This window comes from Prevotellamassilia timonensis, from assembly GCF_900106785.1.
Classification (GTDB): domain Bacteria; phylum Bacteroidota; class Bacteroidia; order Bacteroidales; family Bacteroidaceae; genus Alloprevotella; species Alloprevotella timonensis.
This window is the reverse complement of record NZ_LT629843.1, coordinates 67,681-88,481: the sequence shown is the minus strand read 5'-3', so window position 1 is coordinate 88,481 and position 20,801 is coordinate 67,681. Positions and strand designations below refer to the sequence as shown.

The 20,801-nt window shown below is 48.3% G+C and carries 24 protein-coding genes; 10 read left to right on the top strand and 14 right to left on the bottom strand.

Annotation, left to right across the window (positions count from 1 at the left end; all coding sequences use genetic code 11):
* Positions 1-245: 245 nt before the first annotated feature.
* Positions 246-2,654 (top strand): GumC family protein, encoded by a 2,409-nt coding sequence (locus BQ5453_RS04495; protein WP_071122307.1) that lies wholly within the window; start codon positions 246-248, stop codon positions 2,652-2,654.
* Between the two features lie 569 nt (positions 2,655-3,223).
* On the opposite strand, the gene BQ5453_RS04490 is transcribed toward BQ5453_RS04495, so the two are convergent.
* A complete protein-coding gene (locus tag BQ5453_RS04490; RefSeq protein ID WP_071122306.1) occupies positions 3,224-4,708 on the bottom strand; it encodes an IS1182 family transposase in 1,485 nt (494 codons plus the stop codon).
* 2,307 nt (positions 4,709-7,015) lie between these two features.
* Here BQ5453_RS04490 and BQ5453_RS04480 point away from each other — a divergent pair.
* The 9 genes from BQ5453_RS04480 to BQ5453_RS04440 all read left to right on the top strand — a co-directional run bounded on the left by BQ5453_RS04480 (position 7,016) and on the right by BQ5453_RS04440 (position 10,702).
* Positions 7,016-7,231, top strand: a complete 216-nt coding sequence (locus BQ5453_RS04480; protein ID WP_002560959.1) for a hypothetical protein — start codon at positions 7,016-7,018, stop codon at positions 7,229-7,231.
* An 11-nt stretch (positions 7,232-7,242) separates the two neighbouring features.
* Complete coding sequence (locus tag BQ5453_RS04475; protein ID WP_002560960.1) at positions 7,243-7,464, top strand: hypothetical protein; 222 nt, start codon at positions 7,243-7,245, stop codon at positions 7,462-7,464.
* A 13-nt stretch (positions 7,465-7,477) separates the two neighbouring features.
* Positions 7,478-7,894 carry a PcfK-like family protein gene (locus BQ5453_RS04470; protein WP_002560961.1) on the top strand — a complete coding sequence of 139 codons (417 nt, stop codon included), beginning with the start codon at positions 7,478-7,480 and terminating at the stop codon, positions 7,892-7,894.
* A complete protein-coding gene (locus tag BQ5453_RS04465; protein ID WP_002560962.1) occupies positions 7,891-9,222 on the top strand; it encodes a PcfJ domain-containing protein in 1,332 nt (443 codons plus the stop codon). Before BQ5453_RS04470 ends, BQ5453_RS04465 begins: the two co-directional genes overlap by 4 nt.
* Before the next feature lie 24 nt (positions 9,223-9,246).
* On the top strand, positions 9,247-9,504 hold the full coding sequence (locus BQ5453_RS04460; RefSeq protein ID WP_002560963.1) for a hypothetical protein: 258 nt from the start codon (positions 9,247-9,249) through the stop codon (positions 9,502-9,504).
* Positions 9,505-9,523: 19 nt separating this feature from the next.
* Positions 9,524-9,754, top strand: coding sequence for a DUF3873 domain-containing protein (locus BQ5453_RS04455; protein WP_002560964.1), 231 nt, complete (start codon positions 9,524-9,526; stop codon positions 9,752-9,754).
* Positions 9,751-9,996 (top strand): DUF6956 domain-containing protein, encoded by a 246-nt coding sequence (locus BQ5453_RS04450; protein WP_002560965.1) that lies wholly within the window; start codon positions 9,751-9,753, stop codon positions 9,994-9,996. The genes BQ5453_RS04455 and BQ5453_RS04450 overlap by 4 nt, the downstream gene beginning before the upstream one ends.
* 53 nt (positions 9,997-10,049) lie before the next feature.
* Entirely contained in the window at positions 10,050-10,358 is a 309-nt protein-coding gene (locus tag BQ5453_RS04445) for a hypothetical protein (protein ID WP_002560966.1), read from the top strand.
* 122 nt (positions 10,359-10,480) lie between these two features.
* A complete protein-coding gene (locus BQ5453_RS04440; protein WP_004356138.1) occupies positions 10,481-10,702 on the top strand; it encodes a DUF7688 family protein in 222 nt (73 codons plus the stop codon).
* A gap of 64 nt (positions 10,703-10,766) precedes the next feature.
* On the opposite strand, the gene BQ5453_RS04435 is transcribed toward BQ5453_RS04440, so the two are convergent.
* From BQ5453_RS04435 to BQ5453_RS04375, 13 genes are all read right to left on the bottom strand, one after another.
* A complete protein-coding gene (locus tag BQ5453_RS04435) occupies positions 10,767-11,198 on the bottom strand; it encodes a hypothetical protein (protein ID WP_071122305.1) in 432 nt (143 codons plus the stop codon).
* 54 nt (positions 11,199-11,252) lie between these two features.
* A complete protein-coding gene (locus tag BQ5453_RS04430) occupies positions 11,253-12,296 on the bottom strand; it encodes a transposase (RefSeq protein WP_074027632.1) in 1,044 nt (347 codons plus the stop codon).
* Positions 12,297-12,330: 34 nt separating this feature from the next.
* Positions 12,331-12,708, bottom strand: a complete 378-nt coding sequence (locus tag BQ5453_RS04425) for an ISAon1 family transposase N-terminal region protein (protein ID WP_143033257.1) — start codon at positions 12,706-12,708, stop codon at positions 12,331-12,333.
* Positions 12,709-12,876: 168 nt separating this feature from the next.
* Positions 12,877-13,920, bottom strand: coding sequence for a transposase (locus BQ5453_RS04420; protein WP_074027632.1), 1,044 nt, complete (start codon positions 13,918-13,920; stop codon positions 12,877-12,879).
* 34 nt (positions 13,921-13,954) lie between these two features.
* On the bottom strand, positions 13,955-14,332 hold the full coding sequence (locus tag BQ5453_RS04415; RefSeq protein WP_143033257.1) for an ISAon1 family transposase N-terminal region protein: 378 nt from the start codon (positions 14,330-14,332) through the stop codon (positions 13,955-13,957).
* A gap of 81 nt (positions 14,333-14,413) precedes the next feature.
* A complete protein-coding gene (locus BQ5453_RS04410; RefSeq protein WP_235860025.1) occupies positions 14,414-15,475 on the bottom strand; it encodes an ATP-dependent nuclease in 1,062 nt (353 codons plus the stop codon).
* Between the two features lie 161 nt (positions 15,476-15,636).
* Complete coding sequence (locus tag BQ5453_RS04405; RefSeq protein ID WP_002560969.1) at positions 15,637-16,164, bottom strand: glycoside hydrolase family protein; 528 nt, start codon at positions 16,162-16,164, stop codon at positions 15,637-15,639.
* Positions 16,161-16,664: a DUF3872 domain-containing protein gene (locus BQ5453_RS04400; protein ID WP_071122304.1), complete on the bottom strand. Its 504-nt coding sequence runs from the start codon at positions 16,662-16,664 to the stop codon at positions 16,161-16,163. Before BQ5453_RS04400 ends, BQ5453_RS04405 begins: the two co-directional genes overlap by 4 nt.
* Positions 16,661-17,563, bottom strand: a complete 903-nt coding sequence (locus BQ5453_RS04395) for a toprim domain-containing protein (RefSeq protein WP_004291524.1) — start codon at positions 17,561-17,563, stop codon at positions 16,661-16,663. Before BQ5453_RS04395 ends, BQ5453_RS04400 begins: the two co-directional genes overlap by 4 nt.
* Before the next feature lie 7 nt (positions 17,564-17,570).
* The gene (locus tag BQ5453_RS04390; protein ID WP_004291523.1) at positions 17,571-18,146 is read right to left on the bottom strand and encodes a conjugal transfer protein TraO; all 576 of its coding nucleotides are present in this window, start codon (positions 18,144-18,146) and stop codon (positions 17,571-17,573) included.
* 2 nt (positions 18,147-18,148) lie between these two features.
* On the bottom strand, positions 18,149-19,135 hold the full coding sequence (gene traN, locus BQ5453_RS04385; protein WP_004291522.1) for a conjugative transposon protein TraN: 987 nt from the start codon (positions 19,133-19,135) through the stop codon (positions 18,149-18,151).
* Positions 19,136-19,169: 34 nt separating this feature from the next.
* Positions 19,170-20,522 carry a conjugative transposon protein TraM gene (gene traM / locus BQ5453_RS04380; RefSeq protein ID WP_004291521.1) on the bottom strand — a complete coding sequence of 451 codons (1,353 nt, stop codon included), beginning with the start codon at positions 20,520-20,522 and terminating at the stop codon, positions 19,170-19,172.
* Entirely contained in the window at positions 20,503-20,790 is a 288-nt protein-coding gene (locus BQ5453_RS04375; protein WP_458692636.1) for a TraL conjugative transposon family protein, read from the bottom strand. Before BQ5453_RS04375 ends, traM begins: the two co-directional genes overlap by 20 nt.
* Positions 20,791-20,801: the final 11 nt, after the last annotated feature.

Below are 20,801 nucleotides of genomic sequence, written 5' to 3'. Positions count from 1 at the left end.
AAAGTTTTCAGACTTTTGTTTGTGGCATATATATATTTGAGCTATTTTTGCACAATAAAAGACACATTGGCTGCGCTACCTGTTCGCAGCCAAACCTATCTTGAGTTAAAGCGTAATCTCCCAATGTTGCTGACAACCTGCGCCAAGTGGGGAGATTATTCGTCATAAAGTACCAACTATGTGCCATATAGTGCCATAATAGTTACTACACACTATATAGTAATTGAAAAACAAGTAACAATAACATGGAGACAAAATCCATCAATCCGCAAGAGCAACAGGACGAGGAGATGCAGCTTATTCCCTTGTTGAAGTTGTGCTACCACCAATTTATCAACCATTGGGCATGGTTCGCTTTATCGGCCGTTGTGTGCGGTTGCATAGGGTGGTACTATCAGCAGTGCCAGCCCCGCGTTTACCAGCGTCAAGCCGTCATGCTTATCGAGGACTCCAACGGGTCGTCGACAGGCGGTCTGCGCCGTACATCAAAGAACAGCGGCATGAACACCCTGCTCGAGCTTAATGGCGTGAGCGTAGGCGACAACCTTAAAAACGAAATATTCATTATTTCGTCAAAGCGCCTCATGTCGCGTGTGGTTGACAAACTCAATCTTGATGTAGACTACACCACCAAGGAAAAATTGCACAGCATCACGCTGTATGGCAAGGAACTGCCATTCCAGGTATTATTTCAAAAGCAATACAAGGGCAAACGCGGGCAGCATATCGATGTGGTGAAGAAAGGCAGCAACACCGTCACCCTTAAAGGCATGACCGACCGCATGGGCAACGATGTGCCCGATGTTGATGTGCAACTCGGCCAGATGACACAAACGCCCTACGGTCCATTGTGCGTAGTGCGCGGCCCAGGGTTCGGCCGTTGGACAGACGAAACCATCGAGGTAGACCGCTTGTCGAAGGAAAAGGCCGCAGCGCGTTTCTTAAAAATGCTCTCTGCCAGCGAGTACGACAAAGAGACATCGCTCATTGTGCTCAACTGCAACGACACCAACGTAGAGCGTGCCGACCAGGTGCTGGCCACACTCTATGACACGTATAAGGAAGACGTGGTTGAAAACAAAAACCGCGTGGCACTCAACACTGCCAAGTTTATCGACGACCGCATACAAATTATTGGCCGCGAACTCAGCAGCGTCGAAAATCAACTGGCAAGTTTCAAAAAGCGCAACCAGCTTGTCGATTTCGACAAGACACCGCAGGCCATGATCGACGAGAGTTCGACCGCCCGCCAGCAGAGCCTGCAGGCTGAAACGCAGCTCAATGTGGCCAAATACCTTGACGAGTACCTGCACACACACTCCAACAGCCACGACCTCATACCCGCCCTCAATGTGGGAGATGCTTCGTTCAACACCCAGATTGCGGCCTACAACGACCAAATGAACAAGCGCAACACCATGGTGGCCAACTCAAGCGAAAACCAGGCCGTGGTGCGCGAAATGGACCGCCAGCTTGCACAGATGCGTCAAGCCATAGCCTCGTCGTTGCGCAGTTATGTTAATTCGCTCGAAGTGCGCTTGCAGGCTGCACGTGCCAACGAAAACATGCTCACAGGTCGCATGGCAGGTGCTCCCGAACAGGAGAAGCAGGGCCTCGACATACAGCGCCAGCAGTCGCTCAAGGAGGCACTCTACACCTATTTGCTCAACAAGCGTGAGGAGGTAGCCTTGCAGCAAGCCATCAACGAGGCCAATGTGCGATTGGTTGAGGGCCCCATTGGCAATCAGCAAGTCAGCCCCCGCAGCCTTGTCATTCTGCTCGTGAGCCTTATTATCGGACTCTGCATACCGGCCTTCGTGTTGTGGCTCCGCTATATGCTCGATGTAGCCATACATGGCCGCAAGGACATTGAAAACGCAACCACCATACCGGTGCTTGGCGAGGTGCCCCGCATGAAGAATGCCAACAACAACAAGTCGCTCATTACCGACCTCAGCAGCGACGACCCCGTGGTAGAGGCATTCCGCATCATACGTTTCAGCCTTGGCTACATGCGCCATTCAACGCAGGTGATGATGACCACCTCAACCACTCCCGGTCAGGGCAAGAGTTTCGTTGCGCGCAATATGGCCGCCATCTTGGCCATGGCAGGCAAACGGGTGCTTGTAATCGACGGCGACATTCGCAAGCGCACGCTGAGCGAGAGTTTTGGCCACACATTCGGCCTTACCACCTACCTTTCTGACGACCACACACAGGTGGCAGACCTCATTCGCACCGATGCCGTTGTAAAGGGAGTAGACTTCTTGCCGTCGGGCCCAACACCGCCCAACCCCACAGAGTTGCTCATGAGCGACCGTCTGCACCAACTCATGCAGCAGTTGCGTCAGATGTACGACCACATCATCATCGACTCAACTCCAATGTTCTCAGTGGCCGATGCCAGCATCGTCAACCGCGAGTCAGACATCACCATCTTTGTGTTGCGTGCCGGAGTGCAAAATCGCGATTTCCTGCCCGACTTCGAACGCATGTATCAGGAACACCGTTTCAACAACCTTACCGTTGTGGTTAACGATGTCAATGTCGACAAGCGTTACGGCTATGGTTATGGCTACGGCTACGGTTATGGCTACGGACAAAACAAGAAGAAGGGTCGTGTGAAGCGCATCATAAACCGCTTGCACAAGTAATAAATTCAAGACATAAAAGAGAGAAGAGCAAGGTTAGCACAACAACGTAATGTGCCCGCCTTGCTCTTCTCTTTTTTATGCAAAAGTCCAGGCTGAGGCCGGTGTGCAGAAAACCTTGTTCTGTGCTTTAAGGGCTGTTCGCCCTTGTGGTGCTTACCGTTAAGACATAAGTGCAGATGAAAAGCAATGAAGTCAAGAAAAGCGCAAGCTCTAAACGCAAGCTCTAAACGCAAGCACTAAATGCAAGCAACAAACGCTACCTCTAATGGGGGCGACGCGTCTCGCGTCGGGATTTTAAGGCAAAAGTTCACAGACAAGCGTGTAATTAGCGCTGCGTGTGAGCCTGTGTGTATGAACCTTTGCCTTAATGCCCGACGCGAGACGAGGCTGCTGACAAAATAGCGGTTTATAGAGTTAAATCTTCCATTTCGAGCCTATTTTAGGCTCGTATGGGAGACTTTAATCGATGCCTCTGAAATATGAAATTGGGAAAAACATGGCCTTATATGGCTTTGTATGCATTCCTGTAGTTCATATTTGTAATATGTTACTTCTATCCTGTCATTTCCTTATTTTTTGGCGTTAATCAGGCGTAAAATGGTCTTTATATTGCATGCAAAAACAGACAATGCTGTTTGCATCGTCAAACAATGTTTGCCAAATGATTCGGCACGCTCTAAATTGCAGTTGTGCTTGAGGTCTGAGTTCTTTGCTTCAATCTTATATCGTTGCCGCATTTTCTCTTTGAACTCATCTGTCTTCTGGAATTTTATATATTCCCTGTGAAGATCTGACAGCTCTCTCACACTGTACGTGCGTTTCTTAGATCCAGCCTTAAAGCACTTCTCACGCAATGGACATTCCTTGCATTTGTTTATATCAAAGCTGTACTCCCATGCCGCACTACGCCCTCTGCGTTTTTTCTTATACCTCTTGCTTTTTGCCAAGTGCCCGTTGGGACACACTACGGTGTCTGCATCTTTGTTGAATGTGAATCCGTCATCCTTGCGTATGCCGTAGGTTATGTTATTGTGGAGTCGCGAATAAAGGGTGAACTCACCCGCTGGATTTTCTTCTTTGCGTTTCTTTGACATTTCAAGGTTCTCTGTAGAACTGTATGCCTTGTCGCCTACAACCTCCTTGACTTCCATTCCATTCTTTCGGCTTTGTTCCACCACCTCGCCCAGACATTTCTCATCGGGCCTGTCTCCGGAGGTGATATGTGCAGCCGTTATCAGCCTTGTTTCGCTCTCCACTCCCATATGCACTTTTGAGCCAAAGAAGGGCTTTTCCGTTGACTTGTGTCCGACTTTTGCATCACGGTCCATTGAAAGATAGCTGCTCTCCTCAGCGTCTTCCATTGCCTCCTCCAGAAGTTCATACAAATTCATGACAACCGAAACACTGCGTAACGCAGGCTGTTCCTTTATATATGCGACAAGCGCCTTTCCTGCCTGAATCCAGGCAGCAGTGTCGGCATCCTTCTCAGGTCGTGGGGGGAGGTCCTCCACTTTCCAGTCGTGGACTTTTACGAGATGGCGGACAAGCGTGTTCACTCTGTGTATGATATAATCCTTGCTGTCATAACGTACAGCCCTGGCAGTAACATGGGTGGCATCCACAAGGATTGTATTCCCTTTCAGAAGTCCATTATCCTTGGCTATTTTTAGAGTCTTTGCAATCAGGACATTGAGGACATCAACATCTTCAAAGCGAAGTTTGCGAAACTTTGAGAGTGTACTTGCATCTATTATGTTTGTCTCTTCCGGCCTTAATCTGAGAAACCTCTTGAGTGACAGATTTACGAGTGTATTTGCAACTACGCGCCTGTCTGAGAGTTTATCAATAATCTTAATCAGCAAGTACTTGAACATACGGACAGGGTCTTCTGCAAAGCGCCCTTTCTTCCATGAATAGTTTTTGCCTATTTCTTTATAAACGAAAGAGAAATCGACCAGCCTGTCAAGCTGTCGATATATGTCATCTTGCGGTACTACTATATCATAAAGCCCTGCATACGGACTCAGTGGTATTTCTAGTTGCTGCTGTATCATAGAGTATTGTTTGACGTAAAGCTACTCATTTTCAATGAGATACGAAAATATTTATAGCAGTTTCCCTTGCCCAGCATCGGGGCATTTTTCAGCAGCCTCGAGACGCGTCGCCCCCATTAGAGGTAGCGTTTGTTGCTTGCTTGCATTTAGTGCTTGCATTTAGTGCTTGAGTATGTCCCGCGGAAATCAAGTCATAGGCTTACAGACCTCAAGTTTCGGATTTACAGACATGTGTGTAATATTTGCCCCCTCCCCGTCAGCCCCCCCTTATAAATGAGTGTGTGTACTTTTACTGCCATCTTACACTTTTTGCACGTAACAAGTTGATACACAAAGGTTTCAAGAGTGTAAGATGTGTTCAAAACATCTTACACACCCCTGCACACATCTTACGCATCACACCCCGCTGCCTCGCAGTCGGTATGCACGTATGTGGTGGGTTATACGCCACAGGGACGTAGAACAATCTATCGGAGCAACAAACTTTTCTGCTCCCCTATGCCGTAATATCCTCCTCCCGTGCTTGTGTCGTGTGGCAGTATGTGCGGTGTGCAGGTTGTGTAAGTTGCGTGTAGGTAACATTAGTAGTATCCTACACTAAGTAAAGTGTTGATATCCAATGAGTTGTAATGTGTTTGTGTAAGATGCAAGATACTCGGTTAGTAAAGTTATTGTAGTATAGAAGAAGCCCCAAATGCAACATTTCTCGTCTTGATTCTTTTATAAATTAGCGCTGTCCGATGAAATGTAACCATGCGAACGGACTTAACCATCAAACGCAAGCACTAAACGCTAACACCAAACGCTAACACTAATGGGGGCGACGCGTCTCGCGTCGGGAAAATGCAATGCCTATACACGAAATAGCCTTTGCCTTAATGCCCGACGCGAGACGCGTCGCCCCCATTAGTGTTAGCGTTTAGTGTTAGCGCTTGTTGTTTGCGTTTAGTGTTAGCGTTTAGAGGTTGCGTTTAGTGTTAGCGTTTATTGCTTGCGTTTGGTGTTAGCGTTTAGTGCTTGCGTTTGAAGTAGCATTTGGTGCTTGCGTTTTTGCAGTGCGTTTCAGGTAACTTAGAATTCCCCCAAACTATCTCGTTTTAATGTCTATTTTGAACACCCTGCCTCACAACGCGCGATTGCCCCAACACGTGGTATCCGCGGTGTCCCATCGCCTGCTTTGGGTAACATCTATTACAAAAAACACTTCCAGCGCAGCAACTCATACAATAAACGCACATTTTGTACAATCAACGCCAATATGCTTGTGACAGAGTGCGAAGAGTTGTATTTTTGCACCCTGAAGTTACGAAAAGAGTGTAATTTATTGAAAATGAGCGTAGGTTAATTGCTCTTGATAGTAATAGGTTACGATTTAGTTAGTTATCTACTGCATTATCCTTCTGCGCGTCGCGTAACCTTCAAAGAACTCTTTGTATGCAAAAGTAGCTATTTTATCCGAGATTTTGATATAAACTCCCGGATTTTTTATCACCTCATTCATTAGTTTTTCCGTAAAAGCGGTATTGTTCGTCGGAACACCATTGCCCAAAACGAGTTTAGAACAAACGTGTGCCGACTACCGCATAGCCAGAGAAAAGGGCATTGCCTCACGCCTAAACGATGTTTAGACTGATGAAGCAATGCCCCTTTCTTTTGCGTCTATGCCAAGAGGTGCTTTTACGGGCTACCAGATGATTTTTCTTTTTTAGCTGTTTTTTGTGCCGGAAGCGGAAAGTGAATGCAGAGAGTGTCAGCCTGCCCCATAAATGAAACAAGCGGCCACACACAGCGGGCAATCCGGGAAGAATGATTGTTGCCACCCGGCTGGACAAGTCCCGTCGGATCGGAAAACAATCATACTCCCTTTGTTGTGGTTTGCCCTTTTCACGCTTCCGGTGATGTCTTTTTCCTTTTGGTGATTCCTTTTTTACGGATTTTCCCCTGAAGTTTTTTCTACCCAATCTGCCTCTGGTTTCGTTTACCTCCATTTTGCGCCTTTCAGTGAGCCGCATCAGTCAGTCATTTTCGTTCAGGGCGCAAAGGTAATTCCGGGATTGGACGGGAAAGCAAGGTCAAGCCTCCTGTTTTCTGCGGAAATCTCCAGCCCTTCGGGTAGTATTTCCCCGAAAAACCTTGCATTCCCTAATCCCTACCTTTTCAAGCACCCGAAACGAAAACGACCGATGCGACAGAAAGACGCATAAAAAAAATGTCGGATAAACGAGAGGCAGATAAGATAGTTTGAAACTCAACTCCCTCAGCTCTTGAATCCGCATAAAAAACAAAAAAATCAAAAACAGCGAAGATATGACGGCAACGGCAAATTTCAGACAAGTGGCGCAATACATCGGGTTGGCGATATGCGGCTTGATGATGCGCACCGCCTTCGGGGTGTTCGGCATCCTTTGGGACATCATCAGAGAGATTATAAACGGAGTGTTCCGAGTGGCGATAGGTGTAATCGTGGCTATCCTTTCCACCATTGCCTACTTCGGCTTCATCCTTTGGTTATTCACCCTTTAACCCTTACCGACATGGCAAAGAGAAACAGCAAGACGGTAGCGCAGCAGTGCAGATATTACGAGGTGGACAACATCTTCGTGTATATGGTGGAAACGTACATCAACGGTAATTTTGAAACTTTCCGAAGATTGTACCACGAACTGAACAAGGACACACGGAGGGACTTCATGGACTTCCTTCTCAGCGAGGTAGAGCCGACCTATTGGAGAGAGAGACTTAAACAGACAATCTAAAAACGACAGCGATATGAAAGGAACAGACCATTTCAAAAGAACGATACAAATGTATCTGGAACAGCGGGCGGAGGAAGATACGCTCTTTGCGAAGAAGTACCGCAACCCTGCCAAAAACATAGACGAGTGCGTGACCCACATTCTGAACTATGTGCAGAAAAGCGGTTGCAGCGGCTTCACGGACGGAGAGATATTCGGGCAAGCCATCCACTACTATGAGGAAAACGAGATAGAGGTGGGCAAACCTATGAACTGCCAAGTGGTGGTGAACCATGTTGTGGAACTCACGGAAGAGGAAAAGGCGGAGGCACGTCAGAACGCAGCTCGCAGATACCAAGAGGAGGAACTCCGCAAGTTGCAAAACCGCAACAGACCGCCAGCGAGAAAAGTAACCCAATCCCAACCCTCATTATTTGATTTAGGCTTATGAAACCGAAGACCAAGATACAGAAAAAGGTGGCAAGACTTTCAGCCAACCTTCGCCCCATATCAGCGACACAAATAGATTGGGCATACCGCCACTGTATTGAACATATCGGCTACCGCACCAAGAAAGGGAACATTACCTGCTCCGACTGCGGTCACGAGTGGTACAGCAACAGCGTACTGTGCGACACCCTTGAAGGCTGTACCTGCCCCAAATGCTATGCCAAACTCAAAGTGCAGGACACACGCAAACGTATCTACAAGGAAACGCAGTATTTCAGCGTGATAACCACCTGCAAAGGCTATCAGGTAATCCGTGTGGCGCAGGTCAGATGCGAGAGCAGGAAAGGCGAGCCGATGCACTTCTATTGCCACGAGGTTGTGCAGCGTTGGATTTCACCCGACGGTAAGGTTACGGACATGGCGTTGCTCCGTGGCTTCACATTCTATTACTGCGATGTATGGGCATTGTGCAGCGCGATGGAGATAAGACCGCACAACAGCCTATACGATGATGTTGTGGCAAGAAGCTGTGCATATCCTAAGATGAGGGTATTACCCCAACTCAGACGCAACGGCTTCAAGGGCGATTTCCACGGCATTTCCCCCGTGCGTCTTTTCAAAGCCTTGCTTTCAGACCCAAGAATTGAAACCCTTATGAAAGGCGATGAGATTGAGGTCATGAAACACTTTCTTTTCAATGCCCGTACTGCCGATGAATGCTGGGCATCATATCTGATTGCCAAGCGTCACAAGTATCGGATAGACAACTTCTCCATGTGGTGCGACTATCTGCGTATGCTCAACAAACTCGGTCAAGACCTCCGCAACCCGAAGAACATCTGCCCCGAAGATTTCATGGCGGCACACGACAACGCAACTCGAAAGATTGAAGCCATACACGAGAAGGAACGGGCCGAACAACGCCGCCGCTGGGAGATTGAAAGGCGTGAGCGTGAACAACAGCGGCAACTGCAAAGGGAAAAAGATGCGGAGGATTTCATTGCCAACAAATCCAAATTCTTCGGATTGGTAATCACTGACGAGGAAATAATCGTCAAGGTACTTGAAAGCATAGACGAGTATTACAGCGAGGGCAAGGCACAGAACATCTGCGTGTTCGGCAGTGAATACTACAAGAAAGCCGACACCCTCATACTCTCGGCAAGGATTGGCGGTGAGATAATTGAAACCGTAGAGGTGGATTTGCGGACACTCAAGGTGGTGCAGTGCCACGGCAAGTACAACCAAGACACCGAATACCACGAGCGCATCATAGACCTTGTGAACAAGAACGCCAACCTTATCCGTGAGCGGATGAAAGCGGCATAGCATAAACCCTAAAACAACATTGATATGGAAGTAAGAATCGAAAGCATGATTTGTGTGTGGGACGATAAAATCCCCACCTTGTTCCTTGAATTTGTAAATCTCCTCACTCTCTCAACAAGTGAGGAGGGATTAAGAAAGAGCGTAAAGGAGTTTGCCGAGAAGCACGAACTTGACAAGTTTTTCCTTTACGGCTTCGGCTCTCACCATTTCTACCTGCACCAACGCTACACGAGCAACCCCGAAATAGTGATGAAGAACAGAGTTCTGTCAGTACATTTTTAATCATCTAAAAAGCAACATTATGGCAACACGAATGACCATCAACGGAGTAAGCACCTGTACGGAAGCAGGGACGGAGAAATATGAGCGTTTCCAATCGGGTATCGGCAGACGCAAGCGGACACTTGTGCAGTACGACTACCGCCATACGGACGGAGAACTGTTCACTTGTGTCAAACCCACATTGGACGAGTGCCGAACCGCAAGGAACAAGTGGCTGAACGCAAAGCAGGGAAAGGAGGGCAACCGATGAACACGACCTATCAAACGCTGATAGTCAAATTCAGCGAACCTATCGCGGCATTGGACGGTATCTTTGACGATGCCCAAGCGTGGGGAACGGACACCCTCAAAGGGTGGATAGATGATTACGAAAGCACACGTTTCACCGCCACCGACAGCCATACGGCAGTCATCACGAGCGAGTACAATATGGAGTGTGTGAAGGAGTGGCTGCAACGGCAGACACCCATTGCCGAGATGCGAGAATTTTGAACAAGTTGGCGGTGTCCGCACCGCCAGCACTTAAAACCCTAAAAACAACGAATATGATAGCACAGACGATATTACAGCAGATAGGTGGAAAACGCTTTACCGCCATGACAGGTAGCCGAGATTACATCAATATGGGCAACGGCTTACGGATGAGCCTTGCAAGGAACAAGACAAGTGCCAACCGCCTTGACATCATCTATGATGCGGGGGCAGATCTCTACAATATGCGCTTCTACCGCAGGACATTCAGCAAAAAGACATTCGAGTGCAGGACGAAGGACATTGCCGTACACGAGGGTATCTATTTTGATATGCTGGAGGAAATGTTCACGATGGTGACGGGACTTTACACACGCTTTTAAGAAGAGGAACGGGCGGTAAAATCGCCGCCCGCTACTTTTGTCAGTGAGCAGTGGGCGGCACAAAAGTAGCAAAAAGCCCAAGTTCCAATCTGTGATACAATTTACAAAAACAAGTTTTAATCATGGAAGCAATCAGACAGAACGGAAAAATCATCTTGCACAGCAACGACGGCATAAGCATAAAGATGATTTTCAGAAACCTTACGGGAAGGAATTTTCAAGGTCAGGAGTATGCGGACTATATTAGCCACATCGCAATAGGGAGCATGGGGTTTACGCCCGGTAGCATTGAGCATTGCAGGGACGGTGGCGTGATAGACACGGGAACAATCCCGAATGTATGAAAAGCGGAAAATCCAATGAAGTTGGCGGCTTCATCGGATTTTTCCGAAATAATCATTAAGTATTTTAATTTTGAAATGTTTTTTGTAAGAATGTTAGTAGTTTAGACATATCTTCCTTTCGATATATCATTTCACAAACTTTTTGAACAAATACATTTTCTTCTATTCCTTGTTCTTTTAAGTTTTTAATGAGGTAATTATAAAACGCCTTGTCGTCATTCTTTTTGATTAAACTATCCACCACTTCTTTTAGTGATTTAACTTTGAAAAAACGGTCACCTATTTCCTTGAAAAAATCAGCATCTTTATTTACAATAATTTTTTCATGTAGGTATTTTTCCAAACTATGTATTGGCAGAAAATTTATTGTTAAATTAGTATATAATCCCTTTTGCTTATATAGTTGCTCAAAATCCGGTTTTACATCACCATCAAGAACACTTAATACTTTTGTTCCAACCCCTGCTAAATTTGACTTACAAATATCATCTTGCATTTTTAACACATTCTGGCGCACCCGACAAACCCTGTGGAGTAGGCCGTGCAGATGCTAACCCAAAACTGTTGCTAAACGATACATGAAGAATGGTATGTCTATGACTCCTTTTACTTGTGCACGAAAGCATTTGATCTTTGAGTTCAACGATTCAGCTGAAGCGTTAGTCTTACGTCCGTCAAAGTAGTTCAGGATTTCATCCTCATAGAATCTGATGGTATCGCGTACGGACTTGATTTCACGCAGAGTGCAGGAAGCCACTTTCTCATACCACCCCTTGAAATTCTGTTTGGCAGTCTCCTTTGTGAGTTTCTTGTTTCTGAATATGGCTCTAAGGGAGTTGATCAGATTGTATGCTTCTTCAAGTTTTGGGTAGAGTGCGAAAAGTATCTTCGCACGCTTTTTCTGCGTTGCGCTCCACTTCTCTCGGCTCATGGACAATTGCTTGCGACATCGTGTCTGTGCCTCTACAAGAGTCTCGCCATTTTCAAGCCTTTTGGGTTCAAAGCGAGTGTTCAGCCTCATAGGCTTTCTTCCGCGCTTGCTCTTCTTCCAGTTCTTCCCATGCCTTTTCCTCATTCGCTCGCGGTAAGCCTTTCTCTGCGCTGCCAGATTTTCGAGGTATTTGCGAAACTCTGCCTTCTGTCTGTTCGCCTCCTTTACGGCTTTTCGTTTCAGGCGCAGGCGTATCTCTTCGCAGCCCTCTCCACCGCGTTTTACGACATGGAAGCAGTCACGTATGACTGTGGCTTTAGGGAATGCCTCTCGGGCTATGACACGCATGCAATCTGAGAGATCCATCGTGATATTCTCAACCATTTCACGCTTATCTGCAGGTAGTTGCATGAGAACCTTCAGTACGTCAGCAGGATTCGTTCCCTTGACTACTGCTATGATTGCACCCTTGCGACCATGGGCATCCTTGTTGTGAACGATAGTGTACAGTTCGCCCTGGAGGGAGGTCTCGTCTATGCCTTGCTCCTTACCTACGTTTTGCGGAATAAGAATCCACTTGGATGCGTGATCCTTCTGCTCCCACGTCTCGAAGTTACTCAGGGCGTCCTTGTATCTTTTGGCAAACGTGGAGCTGTTAATCATGTACGTATAACCAATCTGACGAGCGGTTATCGTCTCAGAGTCCATTCGCCCTCTTTAAAAAAAGCGCGAAGTCCTTCGCGTATCGAGTGCCCTTATGCTTCAGTTCAAACTCCTTGTCAAGGTCAACACTTCTTGTTGTGCCATCCGGCATTGTCCAACGCCTTCTTCGTATGTGAAGTACCGCCTTCTTGTCTCGGGCTGGATAGTCAAGTAAACATGATTCTTCCCCAAAACCATTGCTCACGGAATCCTTCATGTCTGGTGTGCGATTGTCGCGCTCATCCAGATAGATGTGAAGCTCTGTTGTGTAAAGAACATCCTTGTCCAGAGTACGCTGTGTTGCAAAGTCTGTCACCTCGAAATATTTAAGAACTCCTTCGGGGAGGAAATATGAGGCGAGGCCCTCATACATATTTTTATTGCCATTCTGATTCATAGTGCAAAGGTACTACTTTTGGGCAATCATGTATCGTTTGGCAACTCAGTTTTTGGGTTAGCATCTGCACAGCCCTCCACAGGGTTTGTCGGGTGCGCCCNNNNGGCGCACCCGACAAACCCTGTGGAGTAGGCCGTGCAGATGCTAACCCAAAACTGTTGCTAAACGATACATGAAGAATGGTATGTCTATGACTCCTTTTACTTGTGCACGAAAGCATTTGATCTTTGAGTTCAACGATTCAGCTGAAGCGTTAGTCTTACGTCCGTCAAAGTAGTTCAGGATTTCATCCTCATAGAATCTGATGGTATCGCGTACGGACTTGATTTCACGCAGAGTGCAGGAAGCCACTTTCTCATACCACCCCTTGAAATTCTGTTTGGCAGTCTCCTTTGTGAGTTTCTTGTTTCTGAATATGGCTCTAAGGGAGTTGATCAGATTGTATGCTTCTTCAAGTTTTGGGTAGAGTGCGAAAAGTATCTTCGCACGCTTTTTCTGCGTTGCGCTCCACTTCTCTCGGCTCATGGACAATTGCTTGCGACATCGTGTCTGTGCCTCTACAAGAGTCTCGCCATTTTCAAGCCTTTTGGGTTCAAAGCGAGTGTTCAGCCTCATAGGCTTTCTTCCGCGCTTGCTCTTCTTCCAGTTCTTCCCATGCCTTTTCCTCATTCGCTCGCGGTAAGCCTTTCTCTGCGCTGCCAGATTTTCGAGGTATTTGCGAAACTCTGCCTTCTGTCTGTTCGCCTCCTTTACGGCTTTTCGTTTCAGGCGCAGGCGTATCTCTTCGCAGCCCTCTCCACCGCGTTTTACGACATGGAAGCAGTCACGTATGACTGTGGCTTTAGGGAATGCCTCTCGGGCTATGACACGCATGCAATCTGAGAGATCCATCGTGATATTCTCAACCATTTCACGCTTATCTGCAGGTAGTTGCATGAGAACCTTCAGTACGTCAGCAGGATTCGTTCCCTTGACTACTGCTATGATTGCACCCTTGCGACCATGGGCATCCTTGTTGTGAACGATAGTGTACAGTTCGCCCTGGAGGGAGGTCTCGTCTATGCCTTGCTCCTTACCTACGTTTTGCGGAATAAGAATCCACTTGGATGCGTGATCCTTCTGCTCCCACGTCTCGAAGTTACTCAGGGCGTCCTTGTATCTTTTGGCAAACGTGGAGCTGTTAATCATGTACGTATAACCAATCTGACGAGCGGTTATCGTCTCAGAGTCCATTCGCCCTCTTTAAAAAAAGCGCGAAGTCCTTCGCGTATCGAGTGCCCTTATGCTTCAGTTCAAACTCCTTGTCAAGGTCAACACTTCTTGTTGTGCCATCCGGCATTGTCCAACGCCTTCTTCGTATGTGAAGTACCGCCTTCTTGTCTCGGGCTGGATAGTCAAGTAAACATGATTCTTCCCCAAAACCATTGCTCACGGAATCCTTCATGTCTGGTGTGCGATTGTCGCGCTCATCCAGATAGATGTGAAGCTCTGTTGTGTAAAGAACATCCTTGTCCAGAGTACGCTGTGTTGCAAAGTCTGTCACCTCGAAATATTTAAGAACTCCTTCGGGGAGGAAATATGAGGCGAGGCCCTCATACATATTTTTATTGCCATTCTGATTCATAGTGCAAAGGTACTACTTTTGGGCAATCATGTATCGTTTGGCAACTCAGTTTTTGGGTTAGCATCTGCACAGCCCTCCACAGGGTTTGTCGGGTGCGCCCACATTCTCCCAACCACCACTTGGTAGAATATTAATCAATTTACTTTTATACAAGGCATTTTCATCAATTATATTCTCCAATATATATTTAGCCAACACATCCTCTACTAAAATAAGAAAATCGTATCCCGAATGTTGATAAATATCTCGTGTTGCATATGATGGATAACATGGATTTACAATAGCGATATTATCCAACTCCTTTTGTAAATGAAAAATATTTGAAGGCTTTATTTTCCTAAGTAATTCTATTGAATGACTTGAAAAATATATAGCAAGATTATACTCTGTAGCCAATTTTTGCAAAAAATCAACTAACCTCATGATTGCAGATGGATGCAATGCTAATTCAATTTCATCTATCAATATAAGCCGTACATCTTCAGACTTTGCAGGGCGAACAATGACAACATTCAACATATGCAATAAGCTAATCAACATATTTTCTCCTGCACTCATACAAAACTGATTAACTATTCCATTAGTTCCTTCAATGAAATATGGAATTCCTTTGAACGCTTTAAGTTGTGCTAATGTTCTATTTTTAATGCGTTTAAGATTTGTATAGAAATCATAATTTCCATGCAAAATATAACTTAAATTGCGCGAAACAAACGAATCTGCATCAGTTAAAATTGTATTATTAACTCTTTCAGCTTTTAGTAATGTATCATAATTTGCATCTATAAAACGCATTCCATGTATTATGCTACCTTCATAAAAACCTTTTAGAGATATTATATCAGTTGAACTACAACTCCATCCTCTACTGGCTTTTGTCCAAGAATTTTCTTTTCCATCATAGGATATTGTGATTTTACTATTAGATGAATAATCATGAGGTTGAAAAACATTGAATGCAGAGTTACGTACAACCTTAGAAATGACTGTCATGATAGTACTTTTGCCTGTTCCATTAGCTCCAGTTATAGCATAAAGTCCTGTTTCTATTGGTAGATTTAACTCAATATTATTGATGTTCTTTAATTGTTCTATTTTTATATTTAATTTATTATTCATAATTGTTCTGTCTTTGGACGCAAAATTAGGCATTTTATACTGAATGACAAAATGTTATCATAAAATAATACAACTAAAGTAATATTGAGGTGATACATAATTACCCCTGCTCTTGAATTATAAAACAGAGGTAATTATTTTTTTTACGAATTTTGCATCAATCACGGGATATACAGCAGCGCAAACTCCACCTTTCTCCGTGTGAGCAGCATGGCATGGCGTTTTCCCTTGTAACTGCAAAAAGCAATATATTCATGGTAGATGTTCCTGTCGCCAGCCTCCAACTTCTTTATCAAGGTGCTTTTGGGGATTGTCTTGCTACCCAAAAGCCGGTATGGACCCACGTTGTAGGCAAGCGTGGCGAGTAAAAGGCTGTCTTTCCCGAACTGCCGGAACATCGCGCAGAACTTCCGCAAGTCTTTCCGCAGAAGCACGTCCGCCTGCCGCTTCGTCATGGTTCGTGCCGAATATCTTTCGTCCGGCAGAATTTTGTGACCCCAACCCACGTATGGGTGGTGTTTTTCCGAGTGCCAGCCCTCAAAATATTTCGTGCAGCACACCGCCCTCTCGAAAAGTGGCAAACGGTAGATTGCCGCCTGCCCGTCCATTCCCTCTCGGCGGCTGATCCGTGCGGACACGGAACAGACCGCCATAAGCGAACAGAGCATTACCATGAATACACGCATCATTTCAGCAAGGGGCTGAAGTTGCCGATGGGAACGATGGTCAAACCGTCATCCTTTACATTCCGGTTGTTGAAGTCAAATTCCAGCTCGAAGGAGTTGCCGAAGTTGTCCTCCACCACCACAATAAAGTTGTGCGCCTCTTCGCCCTCCGCCGTGTAGTACAGGCGGAACTTTTCGTTCTCCAGCAGGTAGCGGTCGTTAGGCAGGAAGGTGATGCCGTTATCCATTTTGAGCGAGCCTTCCCCCTCGAACTGGAAATAGCGGATGGTATAGAGCGTACCCGAAAAGTCGCCCTCCTTTTTCAGTTCACAGCGGATTTCCACTGTCTGCCCCTTTACTACCTTGTTCGGCACGGGCATGACCTCCACCGTGAAGGGATAGGACTGCTGGATGTCCATGTCATCGTCACATGACACGAGGGTGAATGACATGGCGGCTATCAGGCATAACGCCACTGCCTTGAATATTGATGTTCTCTTGTTTCTGTTGTTCAGTATGTTCATTGTTCTTCGATTTTTAGATGGTTGTTTTTCTGTTTTTTCGTTGTCAGTTGCAGGTACTCGTTCAAGTCCTTGCAACCGTCATAGAGGGAGGAACGGTCGGTGACACGTTCCCCGTATCGCATGGTAAGTGCGGCAAGCGTCCGCCGTCCGGCTTCGTCACGGTCGAGGAAGCAGCCGATGCGCCCGTATCCGTCCAGCAATCCCGCCGCCTTCTCCACGTTGGCGACTGAGTTCAGCACAAGACAGTCAGCGTTACCGGTTACACCAAGCGTCACGGCAGAGAGAAAGTCCATGAAGCCCTCGAACACGAGGCACTCGTCAGCCGGGATGTCATTCGCCTTTACCAGTGATACAGACTTCGGAGGTATGCAACCCTTGAAATATCGGCTTCTGACTTCATAGCCACCTGCCATGTTCGGAAAGCCAACGGCAAAATACCGTTTCCCACGCACACCGTAGTTCAAGCGGCAGCAGTGACGGGATGCGATGGCGTAAGGGATGCCCCGTTCCTCTAAATACTCCGTCAGCAGTGAGCGGAGCAGCGGAGCGACCTCCACATCCTCAAAAACGGATTCGGTCGGCTTCGAGAGATAGACGGGCTTTTCCCATCCGGCAACCGTCATATTGGCGGCTTCCGCTATGAACTTCGCTTGCTTCATGAAGTCATCGCTTTGCAGAAACTCCCCGGCAAGCGTGAAGATGTCGCCGCCCTTGCCCAAACCGAAGTCGTACCAGAGCTGTTTCGCCACGTTCACACGGAAAGAGGATGTGCGCTCGCCCCTGTACGGGGCAAGATACCACAGCTCGTTACCGCTCCTTCTGACAGGCTCATGCCCCAGCCGTGCGAGAAAATCCGCAAGCGGCATCCTTCTGACAGCATCTATTTCCGTCCTTTCCATGCCCGTGTCAGTTGATGATGAACTTGATACCGACCCCGAACTGCGTGTGGAACTTCCGTGTGTCGCCACCCCAAAGGCAACGCTCCCGCAGGTTGGCAAGCAGGGCGATACGGTCTGCCACGTAACACTCCACATCGAGCGTCAGCGCACCGCCGTAGATGAAGGCGTCCCGGTCGTGCAGCGTGGAGCCGTCATGCAGCACCTTCTTCCCCCAATTTACCGCCTCATATCCGGCGAGAGCCGAAGCCCCGGCATAGACGAAAACAATCTTTCGGGCGTCCGACAGTATCTTGAAGTAATAGCCGCCCTCCGCCGTGAACTGCGCCACGGGTATCTTGGTGTCCTTGTAGGGATTGTTCTTCAACAGGTATTCGCCACCGAACACCCACTTGTTCCCCTTCTTCGTGTAGGTGGAGAGAGCCGCCCCGAAGCTGTACCCGCCGTCCTTGCCGCCGAGATTGAAGCCGTCCGCCATGTCCGCCCTCACCTCGATGCCCTGCATCTTCGGCAGACACCGCTGGGCGTGCGCCTGCCCTGTAAAAAGGGCAAGCGACGCGATGATTATTGCGATGTACTTTCTCATGGTCAGCGTACTTGAAGTTCGTTGATGGTACCCGCGCGTACCAAATCCTCGTTCTCAATCACGAAGGACTGGTGACGGCCGCCGTTCTTCTCGTTCAATTCCACCACGAGGCACTTGTCATCGGGGATGGTGAACTTCGCCATCGTGAAGACCGTGCGCTCGCTCTTTTTGCCCGGCACGAGGGTGGCGTAGTTCTGCGCGCGGAGCGGCAGAATAATCTGCTCCTGCACGGCAGTACGCTTCGCAACCTTCTTGTCCACGATTTTCCAAGTGATGTAGTCCACATCGAAAGGCACGTTGCTCTGGTTCTTTATCTCCGTGTGGAAATAAAGCAAGCCGTTGTGCGTGTAGATGCCTTTCAACAGGTATTGGATGCCGAAACGCTTGCAGCCGATATGCTTCACCTCGCGCTTGTTCTGTTTGTGGATGGACTTCATGATAAGGCGCACCAGCATCGGGCTTTCGCTGCCCAGCTCTTTCAGATAGATTTCCTGCGCGTTGTTCGGGCGGTTCACCGTGCTGCCGTCATGGATGAAGTCGCACATCTCCACGTTGAGCAACAGCGGTTCGGCGGCGTACTTCACGTTGAAGGTGTAGAAACTGCCGTCCTCCGTGATGACGGACATATTCGTTTCGTTGGGAAAATTCCTTACGGTAGCCTTCACACGGATGATGTTCTCCGCTCCGTCGGCTTTCCCGGCAATCAGGTCGGGCGAGCCTAAATCGACATAGCGCACCTCCGCCGGAAAAATGACGTGGACGGTCTTGTCGTAGGTCACTTCCAGACCGTGCGGCGGTATCATGCGGTCGAAGGTCAGCTTGCGTGACAGCCCGTGATATAGGTCGCCGTCCGCCTCCTTCTGCGGATAGACCTCCTTCGTCAAGGTCGGTTGTTCACTTCCGTTGGTCGTTTCAACGGTTACATTCTCCTGCGCGTTGGCAGTTATGATGCCCATAGCGAGGGCAAACATGATGATTACTTTTCTCATTACTTTTGGATTTTAGTGGTAATTTTTATTGTTTTCAATATTTTTCTTGGTAAAGCATGACCCTGTACCCGGCTTTCAGATGCACCTTGACGGTTCGCATCTTTTTGGCGATGTACTGGCTCGTGCCTTGTATCAGCCCCTTGCCCAAGTCGGAGGCGAGCTGCGCCCCGGCATTGGTGGAGATGTTGATGCTGCTTCCCAGCGAGCCGCCCATGTTGGCGGCGACCTCCCGGACGGCGTTCATCTCCATCGAGTTCGGGATGAAGATGCCGGGCTGTCCGTCCGTGTCATAGACCGCAAGCTCCACGGGGATAATCGTGCCGTCGTATTCCAGCGAGGTAATCTCGATGTCGAGCCGCTCACCCTGTATCTTGCCCGTGCCGACCACCACCGCACCCCGGGGTATTGTCCTGCCTGCCACCGCCATAGGCTCCAGCAGGCGCAGCCTTACCGTCTGCCCGTCCGTCACGCTCTGCGCCCCATGCACGCACGCCGGTATGGTGTTCCTGTCCAATACCTCCGCCGTGCCGACAGCCGTGTTGAAACCCCGGTTGCGTTCCTGCGATAAGGCGGCGACAAACTCCGCGTTACTCATAGGCTGTGAGAGTGAAGAAACTACTTGATGCTCCACCTGTCTGATAGGCATTGCCTTGTTCTTCTTCCCTTTCTGCACGGTAGTTGGCTCTGCCCTCTGTTCCGCCGATGGCTGTCCTCCGTTCTGACCGCCCATGTACTTTGCCGCCAGCTCGTAGGACTTCTCCATAAGAGCCACCTGCTCGTCCATAGAGGAAGCCTTGCCCCTCTCGCTTTCCAGTTCCGACTCCAGCGATGCGATGCGCTCCAACAATTCGTCCATCTCCGCATTGTCGTTTTTCGGCTGGTCGTAGAAGTTTCCGAGCGTGGCGTTCAGGTCACGGTAGGCGGCTGCGGAGGACTGGATGGTCTGCGGCGTGGCTGGCTTTGCCCTTTCTTCCTTGCCGCCCGGATTGGCGAGGTCGAAGTCCACTCCGTTCTCCGTTCCCGCTATCTCGCGGTCGAACATGTCGCCCAGCTGCCCGATGGCACGGTTGCGGCTCTCCTGACGCTCTTCCATCTCCCCATGCTCGTAGGCTTTCAGCTTGTCGCCGATAATCTGCCGGTTCGCCTTGTCAGCGTCGGGCATCTCGGTGTTGTATCCGTCCGTTCCCGGCGGTTGCTCCTTGCCGGAGGACGGGGCGAATATCAGCCACATCGCCCCGATGAACACCAACACCATAGCGGGCAGCACGATCATCTTCTGCCGTTTCAGCCGTTGCGCCTCTGTCAGCGGTTCGCGCTCCTTTTTCGGTTTCCCCGTTTCGGGAGCAGCTTTGTTCTCTTTCGTCGGTTCATTCTTTGTCTGTTCCATATAAATAAGGTGTTAAGTGATTGCCTGTTTCCGCCGGGGTCGGCAGTTCCACCCGTCCGGCGTGTCCCGTTTCCATATGTGAGTCGTCGTTCCTGCCGATGTCATAGACGGCTCTGCCGAAGGTGTAAAGGGCAAGCACCGCGAAGGCGGCGAACATCCCCAGCACGATGCGGCGGCGTGTTTCCGGCGGCAAGCCGTCCAGATACCCTTTGAGACTTGCCGCCAAGCGTTTCCGTTTGTCGTGGAGTTTCCAATACATGCCCCACATTGATTTTCTGA